The sequence below is a fragment of the Stenotrophomonas sp. 116085_Sma genome (assembly GCF_056479585.1).
This window is the reverse complement of record NZ_CM151057.1, coordinates 148,688-165,778: the sequence shown is the minus strand read 5'-3', so window position 1 is coordinate 165,778 and position 17,091 is coordinate 148,688. Positions and strand designations below refer to the sequence as shown.

Sequence of the window (17,091 nt, the reverse complement as noted above, 5' to 3'; positions counted from 1 at the left end):
GACTGCGCAGGCCGGTCATGTGCAGGCGTCAGAACGAGACGCCCAGGTTCATTCCGAAGGTGGTGTATGCGGTCTGGAAGCCACGCGGCTTGGACAGCGGGCTGCCGACGAACGCATCCCAGTTGATGTGGCGGGTGCCACCGCGAAGCCCGAGGGCCGTACCGGTGAGCCGGTCGCCCAGCAGTCGGGCCGTGGACGGGCCGGCGACACGCCCGTGATCAACGGCGACGTAGGCCTCCACGCCGCCGCCCAGGGGCACGCCCACTTCATTGCGCAGCAACCAGCCACGCTCACCGGTCAGCGACATTTCGCCATCAAAGCCACGCACGGTGTAGCGGCCACCAATGGAGAACCGGTCCTGCGGCACCAATGGCGAGCGGTTCCACTGCGCACGCCAGCTGCCGATGTAGCGCAGGCTCTGCTTGCCCCACTGCAGCGGCAGGACCAGCTGCGCGTCCGCGGTATAGATGCGGCCATGCGCCGTGCCTTCGCCAAACGCCTCTTCCGGCGCACGCAACGCGTTGAAGGCACCGGTACCCTTGCGGTACGCCAGGTTCACATCCAGTGTCGCCTTGCCGATGAAGTGACGGTGGCCCAGGCCCAGCTCCCAGCCGGCCATACGCCGGCGCTGCACTTCGATCTCGGTATCGTTGATGAAGTTGTCCGATTCGCGGTACCAGCCACGCGCGTACATGCTGGTCTTGGCATGCGCGTTGCGGAACAGCATGCGGGTCAGCCGCAGTTCCGCATTGCGGCTGGAGCCGCTGTAGACGTAGTTCTCGAACGCACCGGCAACGGTCTGCTCATAGTCGTACTTGCTGGCGTTGGCACCCAGCAGCCAACCGCCCAGCGGTACGCTGTAGTGCGCCGCCCAACTGTCGGTGCCACGTTCGCTGCCGTTGAACAGCGATCTGCCCACGTTGACGTAGAACAGATCGCTCAGGCCCGCAGGGTTGTCCACCGACACCGTGGCACCGGCCTGCATCTTGCCCGTGCTCTGGCTGCCGGCATCGTCCAGGGTCAGGTTGACGCGTACCGGACGCGCCTGCTTCCAGCTGATCACCAGGTCGCTTTCGCCGGGTTTGGCGGCCGCGCCATCGGCCGGTGGCGCGATCTGTATGTCCACCGAGGCGGTCGGCACGCGCTGCAGGTTCTCCAGCGCCTGCTCGATGTCACGCAGGTTCAGCACCTCGCCACGCGTCACCGGCATCGCATTCCAGAGGGTGGGGGTACGGCCTTCTCCGTCCGCGAAGCGGATGGCGTTGACCCGCCCTGGCACGACCGTGAGCATCAGCACGCCGGTCTTCAGGTCCTGTGGTGCGGCAAGGATGCGGGTGGTGACGTAGCCGCGCTCGATGATCGCGTTCTGCACGCGCTTCATCACGATGTCCACGCCCGCCGTACCCAGGCAGCGCCCGGTGGCGGGATTGCTGCGGGGATCGGCTGCCGCCAGCGCCCAGCGGAAGCGGTCGGCAAGCTCGCCCTGCAGCGCGATGGTGGTGATGGTGAAACAGGGCGACTCATCAACCGGCAGGCGGCCGAGGTCTTCGGTGGCTGGCTGCAGGCGCACATCCGGTGTGGATTCCTGCTGTTCACGCAGCACGCGCTCGCGCTCCTGCTGCCGGAGCAGTTCCTGCTCCGGTGACACCGTCTGTGCCCATGCCGGCGCCTGGAGGCCAGTGATGGCCAATGCCACGCCCACGGACAACCGCCACTGCAACACCCGGCTGCGTACTTTACGTCCCTGTTCCACGATGCTTTTCCCTGCTGATGACTGCCAGACCGACGAAGATGCGGCTGGAAGAGGCAGCACTGTAAGGGAATCGTGTGGCAGGAAAAAGCACCAGCGAACCACGCTGGCGCAAGCCTTCAAGGCAAAGTGTGATGTCCGACGGAGGGTATTCCGCCAGCGGGCAGAGCCCTGGATCTACACTGGAACCAGCAGAGCTCCGTCATTGCGTCGACTGATGCCGGTGGCACAAGGAAAACCTGTACCTGACGCCCGCCACTGCGTGCAGCGCAGCAGTGGCGGGACGCCCTTGAAACCGTGAAACCGGTCAGGCCTCGTAGGCCGATTCGCCGTGCGAGGTGACGTCCAGACCGGTGCGCTCGGCTTCCTCGGTCACGCGCAGGCCGACCACGCTGCGCACCACCAGCAGGATCAGCGTGGTCACCACCGCCGACCACACCACGGTCAGGCCCACGCTGACCACTTGCACCCAGACCTGATGGCCGATATCCAGATCGGCCTTGGTGCCACCCAGCGACTGTGCACTGAACACACCGGTGAGAATCGCGCCGACGATGCCGCCGACACCGTGCACACCGAACACGTCGGCGGTGTCGTCCACTTTCAGCAGGCGCTTGAGACCGGTCACCCCCCAGACGCAGACCACGCCGGCGACAAAGCCGATGATGATCGCGCCAAGCGGGCCGACGGTGCCGCAGGCCGGGGTGATGCCGACCAGGCCGGCCACCGCGCCCGAGGCGGCGCCCAGTGCCGACGGCTTGCCCTTGCTGATCGCTTCCACCAGCGTCCAGCCGAGCACGGCCGCTGCCGTGGCCAGTACGGTATTGAGGAAGGCCAGCGAGGCCACGGTATCGGCCGCTGCCGCCGAGCCTGCGTTGAAGCCGAACCAGCCCACCCACAGCAGCATCGCGCCGATGTAGGTGAACGGCACGTTGTGCGGCTTCAGCGCGGTCTGGCCGTAGCCCAGGCGCTTGCCGACAAACCAGGCAGCGACCAGACCGGCCACACCGGCGTTGATGTGGACCACGGTGCCGCCCGCGAAATCGATCGCGCCCATCTCACCCAGGTAGCCACCACCCCAGACGATGTGGGCCATCGGGATGTAGCTGAGGGTGAACCACAGCGCCGAGAACAGCAGCACCGCGCGGAACTTGATGCGCTCGGCGAAGGCACCGACGATCAGTGCGGTGGTGATGCCGGCGAAGGTCGACTGGAAGGCGACGAACAGATAGTCCGGCAGTCCCTTGATCGGCGTGTTGCCCACCGACTCGGGGGTGAAGCCCTTGAGGAAGGCGAATTCGGTGAACGAGCCGAAGAACGGATTGCCGGCGCTGAACACCGCGCTGTAGCCATAGGCCACCCATAGCAGCAGCACCAGCGAGAACACCACCAGGATCTGGCTGAGCACCGAAAGCACGTTCTTCGAACGCACCAGGCCGCCGTAGAACAGGGCCAGGCCCGGCACCACCATCATCAGTACCAGCAGGGTGGAGGTGAGCATCCAGGCCACGTCGCCACGATCATAGGCAGCGGCCGCTTCGGCCACGGCCGGCGCAGCGGCTGCAGCTGCAGGGTCCTGCAGCGGTTCGACCGCAACGGTTTCGCTCGGCAGCGGCGACACCTGTGCCTGGGCATGGGCGCTGCCCGGCCACGCACCGACGGCGAACGCGCTGAGCAGCATCAACAGCCACACGACATGGAACCGGGCTTGCCACCCGGTGAGAAAGCGCATCTTCATGGGGGAGTCTCCGGAAGGGGGTTACAGCGCGTCGGCACCGATTTCGCCGGTGCGGATGCGGATGACCTGTTCGACGGCGGTGACGAAGATCTTGCCGTCACCGATCTTGCCGGTGCCTGCCGACGACTGGATCGCTTCGATCACCGCATCGGCACGTTCGTCGGTGACCACGGTTTCGATCTTGATCTTGGGCAGGAAATCGACGACGTACTCGGCGCCGCGATACAGCTCGGTGTGGCCCTTCTGGCGGCCGAAGCCTTTCACTTCGGTCACGGTGATGCCCGACACGCCTGCGTCGGACAGGGCCTCGCGGACCTCGTCGAGCTTGAACGGCCGGATGATGGCGGAGATCAGTTTCATGCGCATGTCCCGATGGTGGATGGGGCCAGCGCGCCAGCGCGCGTTGGCATCAGGCAACCAGCGGCCATCAGGGTGATGGCCGTGGCTGTTGCACCGGACACGTACAGGGCCGGGACGGCCGTGCCTCTCTCCTTGCACGACCGACGCGGGAGGGAGGGCGGCCCTGGTCGCGTATCCGGTCTCTCTCTTGCCCCTGGATAAGCGGATTGAAGTTCAGCGGACTAACAGTCCGCTCTACCACCGTCCGCTCTACAACGGCGGGCCTGCGCCCGCCTTGCGGCTCCCCAGCCGCGAAAACGGAAGCGATGGCGGCGGGTGGGAGGGGGAAGCCCACCGCCATCGCATCCGGTCAGCTGGCGTAGTACAGCTGGTATTCCAGCGGGTGGGTGGCAGCGCGGAACTTGGTCACTTCCTGCATCTTCAGCGCGATGTAGCCGTCGATGAAGTCGTCGCTCATCACGCCACCGGCCTTCAGGAACTCGCGGTCCTTGTCCAGCGCTTCCAGCGCCTGGTCCAGCGAGGAGCAGACCTGCGGGATCAGCTTCTCTTCTTCCGGCGGCAGGTCGTACAGGTCCTTGTCGCTCGGTGCGCCCGGGTCGATCTGGTTCTTGATGCCGTCCAGGCCGGCCATCATCAGCGCGGTGAAGGTCAGGTAGCCGGACTGGATCGGGTCCGGGAAGCGCATTTCGATGCGGCGTGCCTTCGGGTTGGACACCCACGGAATGCGGCACGAGGCCGAGCGGTTGCGGGCCGAGTAGGCCAGCATCACCGGCGCTTCGAAGCCCGGCACCAGGCGCTTGTAGCTGTTGGTGCCCGAGTTGGCGAAGGCATTGATGGCCTTGGCGTGCTTGAAGATGCCGCCGATGTACCACAGCGCCAGCTGGCTCAGGCCGCCGTAGCCGTCACCGGAGAACAGGTTGGTGCCGCCCTTGGACAGCGACTGGTGCACGTGCATGCCGCTGCCGTTGTCGCCGACGATCGGCTTGGGCATGAAGGTGACGGTCTTGCCATTGCGGTGCGCGACGTTCTTGATGACGTACTTCATGCGCAACAGTTCGTCGGCCTTCTGCACCAGGGTGCTGAACTTGGTGCCGATCTCGCACTGGCCGGCGGTGGCCACTTCGTGGTGCTGCACTTCCACTTCGATGCCGACCTGTTCCAGAGTCTTGCACATCTCGGCGCGCAGGTCGTGCAGGGTGTCGGTCGGCGGAACCGGGAAGTAACCGCCCTTCACGCCCGGACGGTAGCCGCTGTTGGCGCCGTCGTACTTGGCGCCGCTGTTCCAGGCGGCTTCTTCGGAATCGACCTTGAAGAAGGTGTTGCCCATTTCATTGGCAAAACGGACCGAATCGAAGATGAAGAATTCCGGTTCCGGGCCGAAGAACGCGGTTTCGGCGATGCCGGAGGACTTCAGGTAGGCCTCGGCGCGCTTGGCGATGCCGCGCGGGCAACGGCCATACGGCTGCATGGTGGCCGGGTCCAGGATGTCGCAGCTGATCACGATGGTCGGATCGGCGTAGAACGGGTCGACGTAGGCGCTGGCGGTATCCGGCAGCAGCACCATGTCCGACTCGTTGATGCCCTTCCAGCCGGCGATCGAGCTGCCGTCGAACATCTTGCCTTCTTCGAACAGCGACGGCTCGATGATGCTGACCGGGAAGGTCACGTGCTGCTCGACACCACGCATGTCGACAAAGCGCAGATCGACGAACTCGATCTGGTTGTCCTTGATCAGCTTCTCAACGTTTTCCACGGACATCGGTACGACCTCGGATGGGGATGAATGCCTGCTGAGGTACAGCAATGACCGTGCCAACTTTTCAGATGCCGCAAGTCATTGATTTCAAAAAGACCGCCCCGTGCGGGTGCAGAGCGGGGCGCACCAAACGGGTGCGCCGGTCACCAGACGCACCCGTTTGGTGCAGCAGGGATCGTCTATCCTCTCGACCTTCTTCCTTCCGCCGCGCGTGCACGCACCGTCCATGTCCGACCTGCTCTCCGCCCTGCTGCTGGGCATCCTCGAAGGCTTGACCGAATTCCTGCCGATCTCCAGCACCGGCCATCTGCTCATCGCCCAGCACTGGCTGGGGGCCCGCTCGGACTTCTTCAACATCGTCATCCAGGCCGGCGCGATCGTGGCCGTGGTGCTGGTGTTCCGCCAGCGCCTGCTGCAGCTGGCCACCGGCTTCAACCAGCGCGAGAACCGCGAGTACGTGTTCAAGCTGGGGGCCGCCTTCCTGGTCACCGCGGTGGTCGGCCTGGTCGTGCGCAAGGCCGGCTGGTCGCTGCCGGAAACGGTCAGCCCGGTGGCCTGGGCACTGATCATCGGTGGCGTCTGGATGCTGCTGGTGGAGGCCTACACCGCGCGCCTGCCCGACCGCGATCAGGTGACCTGGACGGTAGCGATCGGCGTGGGCCTGGCGCAGGTGGTGGCCGGTGTGTTCCCGGGCACCTCGCGCTCGGCCTCGGCGATCTTCCTGGCCATGCTGCTGGGCCTGAGCCGCCGTGCCGCCGCCGCCGAGTTCGTGTTCCTGGTCGGCATCCCCACCATGTTCGCCGCCAGCGCCTACACCTTCCTGGAGATGGCCAGGGCCGGGCAGCTGGGCAGCGAGAACTGGACCGAGGTGGGCGTGGCCTTCCTTGCCGCGGCCGTCACCGGCTTCGTCGTAGTGAAGTGGCTGATGGGCTACATCAAGTCGCACAAGTTCACCGCCTTCGCCATCTACCGCATCGCGCTGGGCGCGGCGCTGCTGCTGTGGTTGCCTTCCGGCAGCTGAACAGCGCCGGGGCACGGTAACCCCGTTGCCGGCCCCACCCCGTTTCCCCCACGGTTCCCCAAGGAGAATCACCATGAACCGCAAGCTCACCCTGCTCCTCCCGCTGGCCCTGATGGCCGCCTGCAGCCAGACCCCGGCCCCGGCCGGCAACGGCGGCGACGACGTGGCCCCGGCCGCGGCCAAGGCAGCAGACCAGCAGACGCTGGCGCACCTGGACGCGCAGCGCCTGCAGAGCCAGCACTGGCTGCTGCAGCAGGCCACCGGTGCCGACGGCAAGCGCATCGACGCGCTGTTCGCCCGTGAAGACAAGCCGGTCACCCTGGACTTCGCCGACGGCCGCCTGTCGGTCAGCAACGCCTGCAACCACATGGGCGGCAGCTACACCCTGGCCGACGGCAAGCTGACCGTGGGCGCGATGGCGTCCACCATGATGGCCTGCACCGACAAGGCGCTGATGGCGCTGGACGAGGCCGTGTCGAGCCGCCTGCAGGGCGAGCTGAAGGCCACGCAGGATGCCGATGGCAAGCTGACCCTGACCACTGCCAAGGGCGACGTGCTGGTCTTCAACCCGGAACCGACCGCTGAAACCCGCTATGGCGGCGCCGGCGAAACCGTGTTCCTGGAAGTGGCTGCGAAGACCGAAAAGTGCTCGCACCCGCTGATCCCGGACTACCAGTGCCTGCAGGTGCGTGAAGTGAAGTTCGACGACAAGGGCCTGAAGCAGGGCGAGCCAGGCAAGTTCGAGAACTTCTACGGCAACATCGAGGGCTACACCCACGAAGACGGCGTGCGCAACGTGGTGCGCGTGAAGCGCTACGAGGTGAAGAACCCGCCGGCCGATGCGCCGTCGCAGGCGTACGTGCTGGACATGGTGGTCGAGTCGGCCATCGAGAAGAAATAAAACGATGGAAGGGCGGCCGAAAGGCCGCCCTTCTTCATTGCGTTGCAGGTTGTAGCGCCGGCCGCTGGCCGGCTGCCACGCCTGGCGCCGGCAGCACACGGACGTTGCCGGCCAGCGGCCGGCACTACCCACATGCATCTGGGAGATCGGCATGAAGCACGTCCCCGTCCTCCTGGCCGCTGCACTGCTGGCCGTGTGCGTCGATGCCTCCGCTGCCAGCACGCCCACCACCGCCCAGCTCGAAGCCCACACATGGCAGCTCACCCGCGCCACAGATGCAAAGGGCAGGCGCATCGGCGCGTTGTTCGTCCGCGGTCGCGCGCCCTATACGCTGCACTTCGGGCACGGTTACCTGAGCGAGTTGAACCTGTGCAACAACGTCAGCAGCCAGTACCGGATGCAGGGCAACGCACTGATCCTGGAGAACGGCATCCAGACAGTGGCCGGATGCATGCGTGGTGACATCGTCGTGCAGCAGGAACGTGCTGGAACGCTGATGAGCAGCCGGAGCCCGGCACCGACGCTTGAGCTGGATGACCGCGGCGCGCTGGTACTGCGCAACGCGCAGGGCGACACCGCGGTGTTCGAACCGGCACCGCTGCCAACGAATGGAAGGTAGAGCCGAGCCCGCGCCCGGCTGAAATCCCGCGGATCCTGCATGCTAACGTTCCGCGATGAAGATTCTTGCCCTCTCCGGAAGCGTACGCCGGCGGTCGACCAACACCGCTCTGCTGATGGCGCTGAAGGCCATCGCACCGCCCGGAATGGAGATTGAGGTCTACACTGGCATCGGCGAACTGCCGGTGTTCTCCCCGGATCTGGAAGGCGCCGACGAACCTGGCAGCGTGACCTGCTTCAAGGCGGCCATCGCGCACAGCGATGGCGTGCTGGTATGCAGCCCGGAATACGTGCGCGGCATTCCCGGCGGGCTCAAGAATGCGATTGACTGGCTGGTATCCGGCGACCAGATCGTCGGTCGGCCCATTGCGTTGGTGCACGCGTCCCATCGTGGCGAGGACATGCTGCAGGCACTGCGCGCGGTGCTGTCCACGGTCAGTGCCGCGTTCAGCACAACGCTGTTCCTGCGTGTACCGGTGCTTGGCCTGGAGCCCGAGCAGGTGATTGACGTACTGCAGTCGAAGGTGCACCGCGCCGACGCTGATACGTTCCTGGCGCGGTTTGCCGATTACTGCCGGTCAATCGTGTAGCAGAAGCAGCCGAGCATCGGCTCGGCTCTACCCTGTGTGCTGCTCAGCCCAGCGCCGGGTTCAACGTGTAGGTGCCATGCAGTGCGGCTTCGGCCAGCACGTGGCCGTGCATGGCGCGGTACGCGTCGGCGGCGGTGAAGCGCTGCGGCAGGTCCAGCGACGCCACGTCCAGCGCGAATACCCGGAAGAAGTAGCGGTGCATGCGCTCGTCGTTGAACGGCGGATACGGGCCGTCATAGCCCAGGTAGTCACCGGCCATGTCCGGGTTGCCCGCGAACCAGCCGGTGAAGTCGTTCAGGCCCTGGCGGCTGCCGGCCGGGCCGGCGGGAGCGGGCTTGCCCTTCACCACGAAGCCGTCGCTGCAGCTGCCAGCGGCGATCTCCTGCACCGTGGCCGGGATATCGGCCATCACCCAGTGCACGAAGTCGCAGCGCGGCTGGTCGCGCGGCACCGTCATGTCATTGCGGCCAACCGTCTCCGGCACGGTCGGCACGTCCGGGTCCACGCATACCAGCAGGAACGAACGGGTGCCGGCTGGCACCCCGCTCCAGGCCAGGTGCGGGTTGCGGTCGGGGGCGAAACCGTTGGCGTCGCCCGCGGCGAACTCACGATCGATCGGTGCGCCGTTGGTCAGGCTGTGGCTGGTCAGCTGCATCGGACTCTCCTCACTCTTCCGGGTAGCCCAGGCGCACCGCAACCGGCGTGAGCTGGGCGAAGGCGGCGCTCATCACGTCGCGGTAGTTGCGCCAGTGGCCGGCAGGCAGGCGCGGGGCGCCCAGCTGTGCCGCCGGCGGCATCGGCCGCTCGAACAGGCGACCCAGCAGTTCGGCCATCGCCTGCGGATCGTTGCCGATCTGGTCGATGCGCAGCAGCACGTGCGGGTACAGGTCATCCTCATGCAGCGTGGCGATCTGGTTCAGCGCGCGGGTCAGCCATTCACTGGCTTCGGCCAACGACGTCATCGCCAGCGGCGCGGCGGCACCGTAGGCCACCCAGTCCAGCAGCATGTCGCGCGGGTCGCGCAGCACCAGCACCAGGCGGCCCTGCGGCAGCTGCGGGCGCAGCGCCCACAGCAGGGCGTTGTCCCACCACAGCAGCCAGTCGATCACGGTGTCGCTCTGCAGGCCACGTGCCGGCAGCTGTTCACGCCAGCGCTGCACCAGCCGCTCCGGCGTCAGCACGCCCGAGGCCAGGTCCTGCAGCGTGTTGTAGTTCTGGAACGCATCATCGGGCGGCGTGTTGGTGTAGCGGTCGCTGCGCAGCACCGGGCTGGCAGCGGCCAGGCCGGTTGCCACGCGCTCAACGCCCGAACCCGGCGCGCCCCAGAGGAAGATCGGCGCGGAGCTGGCATCGCCGTCGATGCTGCCCTTGTCCGGCCAGCTCGGCGGGGACTTGGCCTGTGGCGGCAGTGGCAAGCGCTGCGGTGCCTGGTCGGCCTGCAGCGACAGCCACGTGCGCAGCGCGTCCTGCGGCTGCCCGGCGCGGTCCTGGATCTCGCCCATCCACGTCCGCAGGTCGGCGCGATGGTCTTCCGGCGCCAGCTCGATCAGCGCCTGCACGCGGGCCACGGCGGCGGCGGGATCGCGCTGCAGCAGGCCTTCGACCAGGCGGGTCTCGCCGCTGACGCGGCCCGGTTCCAGGCTGACGATGCGTTCGGCGATCGCTTCAGCCTGAGCATGTTCGCCGACCATGTCATGCAGGCGCAGGCGCGCCTCCAGGGCCGGCAGGTGCGCGGGCATGGCCGCCATCCAGCGCTCGACCGCGGTCACGGCGCTTTCGCTGCCCACCTGCTCGATGGCCAGTCGCGCCAGCCACACGTCGTGCAGCTGGTCGTTGCTGTCCAGCACCGCATCCAGGCGTGCGCGCGCTTCGTCCTCGCGGCCCAGGCGCTGCCAGGACATCAGCAGCAGCTGCAGCACCTGGCGGTCTTCCGGCTGCGTCTCCAGCAGCGGCAGCAGGTAGTCCAGGGCCTGCAGCGGCTGGCCATTGCGCAGCGACAGCTCACCCGCCAGGCGGCGCATCGACGGTACGTCCATCTCCGGCTGCTGCAGGGCCACCTGCATGGCCTCGGCGGCGGCCGGCACGTTGCCCTGGCGCAGTGCCAGCTGCACCACCAGGCCATGCAGCGAGGACAGCGACGGATTGAGTTCCAGCACGCGGCGGAACGACTGCTCGGCGAACGCCAGCATGTCCTTGCCGAGGTAAGCAAAGCCCAGCGCGTACAGCACGCGGGTATCGTCCGGCAGCGCCTTGCTGGCCGCCGACAGCAGCGCCAGTGCGCGGTCCGCATCACCGCGGCGCAGTGCAACCATGCCGTCGATGGTCAGCAGTTCCGGGTGGTCCGGCTCCACGCGCGCGGCCAGGGTCGAGATGCGCTGCGCTTCGTCGAAGTCATTGCGGCCGATCGCCAGGTGCGCCTGCATCAGATAGGCGGAGAACGAGTTCGGATCGAGGCCGGTGGTGCGCACCAGTGCTTCGTCGGCACCCTCGAACTGGCGCAGTGCCAGCAGCAGGCCGGCATGCTGCAGGTGCAGCTGGGCGTCGTCCGGGGCCAGCCGCAGCGCCTTCTGCAGGGCCTCCATCGCCTCCTCGGCGTTGCCCTGCTGCTGCAGCGCAAGCGCCAGCCAGCGGTGGGCGTTGGCCTGGCCGGGTTCGTCAAGGGTCCACGCCTGGGCCAGCTGCACGGCCTGGTCGGCCTGGTTCTGGCGCAACGCTTGGATGATCTGGTCTTGCATGGCAGTCCGGTTCAAGTGCAAACCCGCATTGTAGCGGGCTGCGCGCTGCCGCCGGTTCAGGCCCGCAGGACCCGCTGCAGGCGCTGGGCGACCCAGCGTTCGGAGAAGCCGTCGCCGCGCCAGTTCTCGATGAACCCGCAGTGGCCGCCCCAGCAGGCGGTTTCCAGGTGCGCCTGGCGTGGCAGCTGCCAGTTGTTGAAGGTGGCATATGGGATCACCGGGTCATCCTGTGCCATCAGGATGTCGGCCGGCACCTGCAGGGTGGACAGGCGGTCACCGGCAATAGAGTAGCCATCGAAATAGGCCTGCAGCGAGCCGAAGCTGGTGTGGCGCTCGACCAGCCAGGCGGTCAGCGCGCGGATGTCCAGCTTCAGCACGCGGTCGTCGCAGTCGCTCAGCTCGGGGAACAGGTCACGCTTGCGGCGCAGCGAACCGGCCCACTTGCGGCGGAAGTACCAGTCGTACATCGCCGGGCCGTTCTCGATGCTTTCCATGGTCAGCGCCGGGTCCAGCACCGGGCACACCGAGGCCACGCGCTGCAGCGGCACGCCGGCGGCCGGTGCGCGCAGGGCCAGGCGCAGCACGAAGTTGCCGCCCAGCGAGTAGCCGGCGGCCACCAGCGGCAGCTGCGGCCAGCGCTGGGCGACGTCACCCGCGGCATGCACCACTTCATCGATCAGGTTGGAGTGGAAGATGCCGGGGTTGAGGTGATGGGTGTTGCCGTGGTCGCGGAAGTTCAGCCGCACCACGTCGAAGCCCTGCTCCAGCATGCGCGCGGCCGCCATGCGCATGTAGCTGGATTCGGCACTGCCTTCCCAGCCATGCAGCAGCAGCGCGATGCCCTTGGGCTCGCGGCCTTCGACATGGCTGTGCCAGCCCTGCAGGCGAACGCCATCGCCGCCATCCAGGATCAGCTCCTCGCTGACCGCACCGGTGGCGGCCAGCAGCAGCAGGCCGCGCTGCAGGCGCATGCGGCTGGAGCTGAGCATCGACTGCAGGTGGGGATTGCGCAGCCAGCGCGGTGGCTGGTAGTCAGCCGCATGCAGCGTCGGCGTGCCGGCGTCCAGGACAGGTGGCGGGATCAGGGCCACCGCAGCCTCACCCGGTGCTCATGGCCGCCACGATGCGCGCGCGCGAGGTTTCCGCGATGCGCCGACGGCCTTCCAGGTCCTGTGCACCGATCGGTGCCAGGAAGTGCACTTCCGCACGTCGCGCCGGCTCGCCGAGCAGGCGCAGGAAATTGGCAAAGAAGCTCTCGTTCGGGCCGAACGCGACGATGGTCTGCGCGTCGCCCTTCACCCCGTACACCAGTGCCACCGGCTGCACCGGCACGCCGGTCTCGACCGCGGCCTGGAAGATGCGGGCGTGGAACGGGCCCACTTCGTGACCGCCGCGGGTCCGCCCTTCCGGGAACACGCCCACGGCCTTGCCTTCGCGCAGGCGGCCGGCCATCACCTGCATCACGCCACCGAGCGATTCGGTGTTGCCGCGCTGGTGGAAGATGGTCTGGCCGCGCGCGGCGAGCCAACCGACCAACGGCCAGCTGGCGATCTCGCGCTTGGCGACGAAGCCCATCATGCGCTGGCTGTGCAGGATGCAGATGTCGACCCAGCTGACGTGGTTGGCGACGAACAGCACGGCACCGGGCAACGGCCTGCCGATCTGCACCAGGCGGAAGCCGAAGATCCACATCAGCCCACCCTGCCACCAGTTGACCACCTTGGCGCCGAGGGTCGCCTCGCCCACGCGCAGCTCGCCCCACGGCGGAAGCATGCCGATCAGGATGAGCGGCAGGAACACGATGATGTGGACCAACAGCAGCGGTACGCGGTACAGGTAACGGCACACACGCGCCACGCCGCCACGGGGGGCCGGAGTGGGGGAAGTCATCCGCGCACGATACCGGAGGGCCGTCATCGCTGCCAGCCGATTTAGGCCATAACAGCCATCGACCGGGGCAATCGGCGGGGAACGCTGGGTTCCGCCACCGTCAACGAGCCCCGGGGGGCTCAGCCGTGACCGGCAGCCACCACCGCCAGGGTCAGCCGCGAGATGCAGACCAGGCGGCCCTGCTCGTCCTCGATGCGGATCTCCCACAGCTGGGTGCTGCGGCCGACGTGCAACGCGCGGGCGGTGCCGGTGACCGTGCCCGAGCGCACGGCGCGCACGTGGTTGGCGTTGATCTCCAGGCCCACGCAGATCTGCTTGCCGGTATCCACGCACAGGTTGCCGGCGCTGCTGCCCAGGGTCTCGGCCAGCACCACCGAGGCACCGCCGTGCAGGATGCCGTAGGGCTGGCGGGTGCGCTCATCCACCGGCATGGTGGCCTGCAGCCAGTCCTCGCCGGCGGCGCTGAAGACGATGCCCAGGGATTCAATCGCCGTGTTGCGGCTGAGCGCGTTGAGCTGCTCGATGGAAACGGCTTCGCGGAAGACCTGGGCCATGCGGGTACCTTCAGAGGATGGGAACAAGGCCGGCGCCGAATGCGGTCAGCATGCGTACCAGCAGCCACTTCGGGCCGACGTTGACTTCGGGGAAGTCGCCGACGGCGACGTAGCAGCGATGGAAATCAGGATCCTGCCGCGGCAGCGGCTGCGGGCACTCCGGGCCGGGCTTGAACTCGTAGTCGGTGGCGTAGCGCCACGGCCAGAAATCAAGGATGGGCAGCGCTTCGGAAGCCTTGCCGACGCTGTAGTTCAGCCCCGACAGCACCGGTGGCTTGGCCCGCGGCGCCACCGTCCAGGAGTTCTGCGGGTGGGTGTCACGCAGGATGCTCTGCGCCAGTTCCTCGGCAAAAACCGGGTCGTCGATGATCACCGCGCCTTCGGTGTTGTAGTTCTCGCTGCGCGGATCGAAGTTGTGGGTGCCGACCACGCCGATGCGGCGGTCGACCACCAGCGACTTGGCATGCAGGCCCATGCGCGCGCCCTTGCGGGTGACCGGCAACGGCTTGTTGACCGCCTTGCTGCCCAGGAACGACGGCCGCGTCTCGGTGCGCAGCAGGCGCGTTTCCACCTCGCTGCCGGCGGCGCGACGGCGCGCGCGTGCGTTGTCGTAGGCACCATCGCTGTGGCGATGGTTCAACGGGCCCTGCCTGCTGCCTTCACCCGAACCACTACTGCTGCCATTGCGTGCGTTGCTGCCGGCGGCACTGCCACCGATCAGCGGGTTGCGGTCGCCCTCGTCTTCCCCCCCGGGCGCGGCAATCGGGTCCGGCAGCAGGTTGCGGTAATCGACCGGCGCATCCAGCGGGAAGGGCTTGTATTCGAAGATGTTGAAGCCCAGTTCGCGCATGTTGCGCCGCTTGTACTTGTACGACAGCGCATACACGATCGGGTTGTCGGTCGCCGCCAGGCTGTTGCTGGACACCACCACGCGTGGTGGCTGCGGGCGCTTGCGCAGTTCACGGAACAGCTTCTGCGCCGGCTTGGACAGCACCAGGTACGGTGTCTGCAGGATCACTTCCTTCTGCGCACTGGCGATCAGCGCATCCAGCTGTGGCTCGGTCACATGCTGGCCGGCCAGCGGTGCATCGGCCTTCTCGCGGCGATGCTTGCGTGGCAGGTCGGCCACGTAGCGCACCGAAGCCACTGGTAGCGCGGTATCGACGAAGGACCGGGTGACGAACTCGGTGTCGTTGGCTTCGGCGCTGACCCGCTGTACCCGTTCCGGGCGGCGGAAGGTGGCCGGTGGCAGCGTTGGCACGCCTTCGCGCAGCAAGGTGCGGCCCACGTCGTTCAGGCGCTCGGCCGGGACGCTGCGGTGGGCGCGCCAGAACGCGTCGAAGTTGGCCGCCATCGCACGCGCTTCCGGACCGGCGATCAGCACATCGCGGTCGCGGAAGTTGTACTCGCGGTCCCAGTCGTAATAGTCGTCCTGGTAGTTGCGGCCACCGACCACGCCGATCGCATCGTCGATCACCAGCAGCTTGTTGTGCATGCGCTGGTTGAACCGGCGGAAGCAGCACAGCACGCTGCCGGCATAGTCGAAGTAGTTCAGCCGGGCCTTGCCGAAGGTCGGGTTGTAGACCCGCAGCTGGAAGTTCTGGTGGGCACCGGACAGGGCGCCGAGGATCTGCAGGTCGGAGATCGCCGAGAGCTGGTCGATCAGCAGCCGCACCTTCACCCCGCGGCGCGATGCGGCCAGCAGTTCGTCGATGACGAGGCGGGCGCTGTCGTCCTTGTCGAAGATGTAGGTCTGCAGGTCGATGCTGCGGGTGGCACTGCGCAGCAGGTTCAGGCGTGCGACCAGGGCACCCTCGCCCTCATCGAGCAGGGTGGCGTAGTGGCGCGGTCGTTCCGGGGTGGATTCGGTGAACGCCCGGCCCGCCAGCGCACGCAGCGGCGAGTCCTGCGCACAGCGGTCGGCACGCTGGCAATCAACCACGGTCGAACGTGCCTGCACGGCGATGGCCTCGGCGCGGTCGCGCTCGGCATTCGACAGCGATGCACAACCGCTGCCCAGCAACACGGTTGCCAGCGCCAGTACACGCAGCAGGAGGTTCACGGTTTCGGCGCCTCGCTCAGGCGCGCACGCAATACGAAAGTCACTCGGTCACTCAAGGCAAGCTGCCAGCTGTCCATGCCATACCGGCCTCGCTGCACGGTACCGCGGCTGACGACGTCGCAATCATAGCCGGGTCGGGCGCACTCCGCCTTCTCGACCTTCAGTGTCTCGGGGTGGCTGATCCCGCGCAGGGTCAGCCGGCCATTGATGTCGCCACCGCTCTCCACGGTTTCCGGCCAGTACGGCAGCGAGTCGAACTCGACCAACGGATGGCGGGCGGCATCGAAGAACTCCTCGCCGCGCATCCAGCCGGTGTAGCGTGATTTGCCAGGAATCTCGACCGAGCGCGTGAACATCTTCAGGTGCACCTGGTGGCGGCCGTCGGAGAGTATCTCGATGCGCCCTTCGAAGTGCGGGAACAGGCCTTCGATACGCTGCCCGAAGCGGGTGCGCACCTCGAAGCCGATCTGCGAACGCTGGGTATCCAGGCGCATCACCCGGTGCGCTTCGGCGACCACCGGTGGCAGGGTGGTCGGCGTGGGCACGGCGGCCCAGGCCGGGCCGAGTGCCAGCAGCGCGGGCAGCAGACAGCGGCTGCGCCGCGCCAGGCTCATCGGATCACGGCCACCAGAATGCGTTCAGGCTGGCCACGCCTGGCTCGATCGAGGCCTCACGCGGGAAGCCGAGCACGGCGATGCCCGCCGGCGGCATGCCGCGGTAGTCGCTGCTGGTACCCTCGGTCATCAACGCCACCAGCCGCTCCAGGCCCGGGTTGTGGCCAACGATCAGTACCCGGTCGAGATCACGGCGGTCGTCCACCAATGCCGCCAGGGTGCCGGGGGTGGCTTCGTAGATGCGGTCTTCCAGGCGCTTTTCCACGTAACCGATGGTGCCGAGCACGGCTTCCAGGGTTTCGCGGGTACGCCGCGCCGGTGAACACAGCACGCAGTCCGGCAGCAGGTTGTTTTCCTTCAGCCACTTGCCGGCGGCTTCGGCTTCGGCCAGCCCCACCGGCGACAACGGCCGGTCGAGGTCGGCCTGGCCGGGGGTAGCCGGTTCGGCATGGGCATGGCGCAGCAGGATCAGTTCACGCATCGCGGGTTTCCATGAAGAAGA

16 protein-coding genes are annotated in these 17,091 nt (G+C 67.3%); 4 read left to right on the top strand and 12 right to left on the bottom strand.

Annotated elements, in window-relative coordinates:
* Positions 1 to 28: 28 nt before the first annotated feature.
* From ACZK0Z_RS00790 to glnA, 4 genes are all read right to left on the bottom strand, one after another.
* Positions 29 to 1,753 (bottom strand): ShlB/FhaC/HecB family hemolysin secretion/activation protein, encoded by a 1,725-nt coding sequence (locus tag ACZK0Z_RS00790; RefSeq protein ID WP_049429856.1) that lies wholly within the window; start codon positions 1,751 to 1,753, stop codon positions 29 to 31.
* Between the two features lie 304 nt (positions 1,754 to 2,057).
* On the bottom strand, positions 2,058 to 3,488 hold the full coding sequence (locus tag ACZK0Z_RS00785; protein WP_197632187.1) for an ammonium transporter: 1,431 nt from the start codon (positions 3,486 to 3,488) through the stop codon (positions 2,058 to 2,060).
* Between the two features lie 21 nt (positions 3,489 to 3,509).
* Positions 3,510 to 3,848, bottom strand: coding sequence for a P-II family nitrogen regulator (locus ACZK0Z_RS00780; protein ID WP_004134334.1), 339 nt, complete (start codon positions 3,846 to 3,848; stop codon positions 3,510 to 3,512).
* A gap of 349 nt (positions 3,849 to 4,197) precedes the next feature.
* A complete protein-coding gene (gene glnA / locus ACZK0Z_RS00775) occupies positions 4,198 to 5,607 on the bottom strand; it encodes a type I glutamate--ammonia ligase (protein WP_010487206.1) in 1,410 nt (469 codons plus the stop codon).
* Between the two features lie 223 nt (positions 5,608 to 5,830).
* On the opposite strand from glnA, the gene ACZK0Z_RS00770 reads away from it, so the two are divergent.
* The 4 genes from ACZK0Z_RS00770 to ACZK0Z_RS00755 all read left to right on the top strand — a co-directional run bounded on the left by ACZK0Z_RS00770 (position 5,831) and on the right by ACZK0Z_RS00755 (position 8,734).
* Positions 5,831 to 6,625, top strand: coding sequence for an undecaprenyl-diphosphate phosphatase (locus ACZK0Z_RS00770; protein ID WP_049429858.1), 795 nt, complete (start codon positions 5,831 to 5,833; stop codon positions 6,623 to 6,625).
* 73 nt (positions 6,626 to 6,698) lie between these two features.
* Entirely contained in the window at positions 6,699 to 7,526 is an 828-nt protein-coding gene (locus ACZK0Z_RS00765) for an META domain-containing protein (RefSeq protein WP_197632188.1), read from the top strand.
* Positions 7,527 to 7,677: 151 nt separating this feature from the next.
* On the top strand, positions 7,678 to 8,145 hold the full coding sequence (locus ACZK0Z_RS00760; RefSeq protein WP_197632189.1) for an META domain-containing protein: 468 nt from the start codon (positions 7,678 to 7,680) through the stop codon (positions 8,143 to 8,145).
* A 55-nt stretch (positions 8,146 to 8,200) separates the two neighbouring features.
* Positions 8,201 to 8,734 (top strand): NAD(P)H-dependent oxidoreductase, encoded by a 534-nt coding sequence (locus tag ACZK0Z_RS00755; protein ID WP_197632190.1) that lies wholly within the window; start codon positions 8,201 to 8,203, stop codon positions 8,732 to 8,734.
* A 43-nt stretch (positions 8,735 to 8,777) separates the two neighbouring features.
* Here ACZK0Z_RS00755 and ACZK0Z_RS00750 read toward each other — a convergent pair whose 3' ends face one another.
* The 8 genes from ACZK0Z_RS00750 to ACZK0Z_RS00715 all read right to left on the bottom strand — a co-directional run bounded on the left by ACZK0Z_RS00750 (position 8,778) and on the right by ACZK0Z_RS00715 (position 17,070).
* Positions 8,778 to 9,389: a YbhB/YbcL family Raf kinase inhibitor-like protein gene (locus tag ACZK0Z_RS00750; protein ID WP_049429862.1), complete on the bottom strand. Its 612-nt coding sequence runs from the start codon at positions 9,387 to 9,389 to the stop codon at positions 8,778 to 8,780.
* A 10-nt stretch (positions 9,390 to 9,399) separates the two neighbouring features.
* The gene (locus ACZK0Z_RS00745) at positions 9,400 to 11,469 is read right to left on the bottom strand and encodes a tetratricopeptide repeat protein (RefSeq protein ID WP_049429863.1); all 2,070 of its coding nucleotides are present in this window, start codon (positions 11,467 to 11,469) and stop codon (positions 9,400 to 9,402) included.
* Positions 11,470 to 11,525: 56 nt separating this feature from the next.
* Complete coding sequence (locus tag ACZK0Z_RS00740; protein WP_049429877.1) at positions 11,526 to 12,515, bottom strand: YheT family hydrolase; 990 nt, start codon at positions 12,513 to 12,515, stop codon at positions 11,526 to 11,528.
* Between the two features lie 52 nt (positions 12,516 to 12,567).
* Positions 12,568 to 13,359 (bottom strand): lysophospholipid acyltransferase family protein, encoded by a 792-nt coding sequence (locus tag ACZK0Z_RS00735; RefSeq protein ID WP_049429864.1) that lies wholly within the window; start codon positions 13,357 to 13,359, stop codon positions 12,568 to 12,570.
* 119 nt (positions 13,360 to 13,478) lie between these two features.
* Complete coding sequence (locus ACZK0Z_RS00730; protein ID WP_049429865.1) at positions 13,479 to 13,913, bottom strand: hotdog fold thioesterase; 435 nt, start codon at positions 13,911 to 13,913, stop codon at positions 13,479 to 13,481.
* A gap of 10 nt (positions 13,914 to 13,923) precedes the next feature.
* A complete protein-coding gene (locus ACZK0Z_RS00725) occupies positions 13,924 to 15,975 on the bottom strand; it encodes a phospholipase D-like domain-containing protein (RefSeq protein ID WP_197632191.1) in 2,052 nt (683 codons plus the stop codon).
* Positions 15,972 to 16,589, bottom strand: a complete 618-nt coding sequence (locus ACZK0Z_RS00720; RefSeq protein WP_049429867.1) for a YceI family protein — start codon at positions 16,587 to 16,589, stop codon at positions 15,972 to 15,974. The genes ACZK0Z_RS00725 and ACZK0Z_RS00720 overlap by 4 nt, the downstream gene beginning before the upstream one ends.
* A gap of 4 nt (positions 16,590 to 16,593) precedes the next feature.
* Positions 16,594 to 17,070, bottom strand: coding sequence for a SixA phosphatase family protein (locus ACZK0Z_RS00715; RefSeq protein WP_005407539.1), 477 nt, complete (start codon positions 17,068 to 17,070; stop codon positions 16,594 to 16,596).
* Between the last annotated feature and the right edge of the window lie 21 nt (positions 17,071 to 17,091).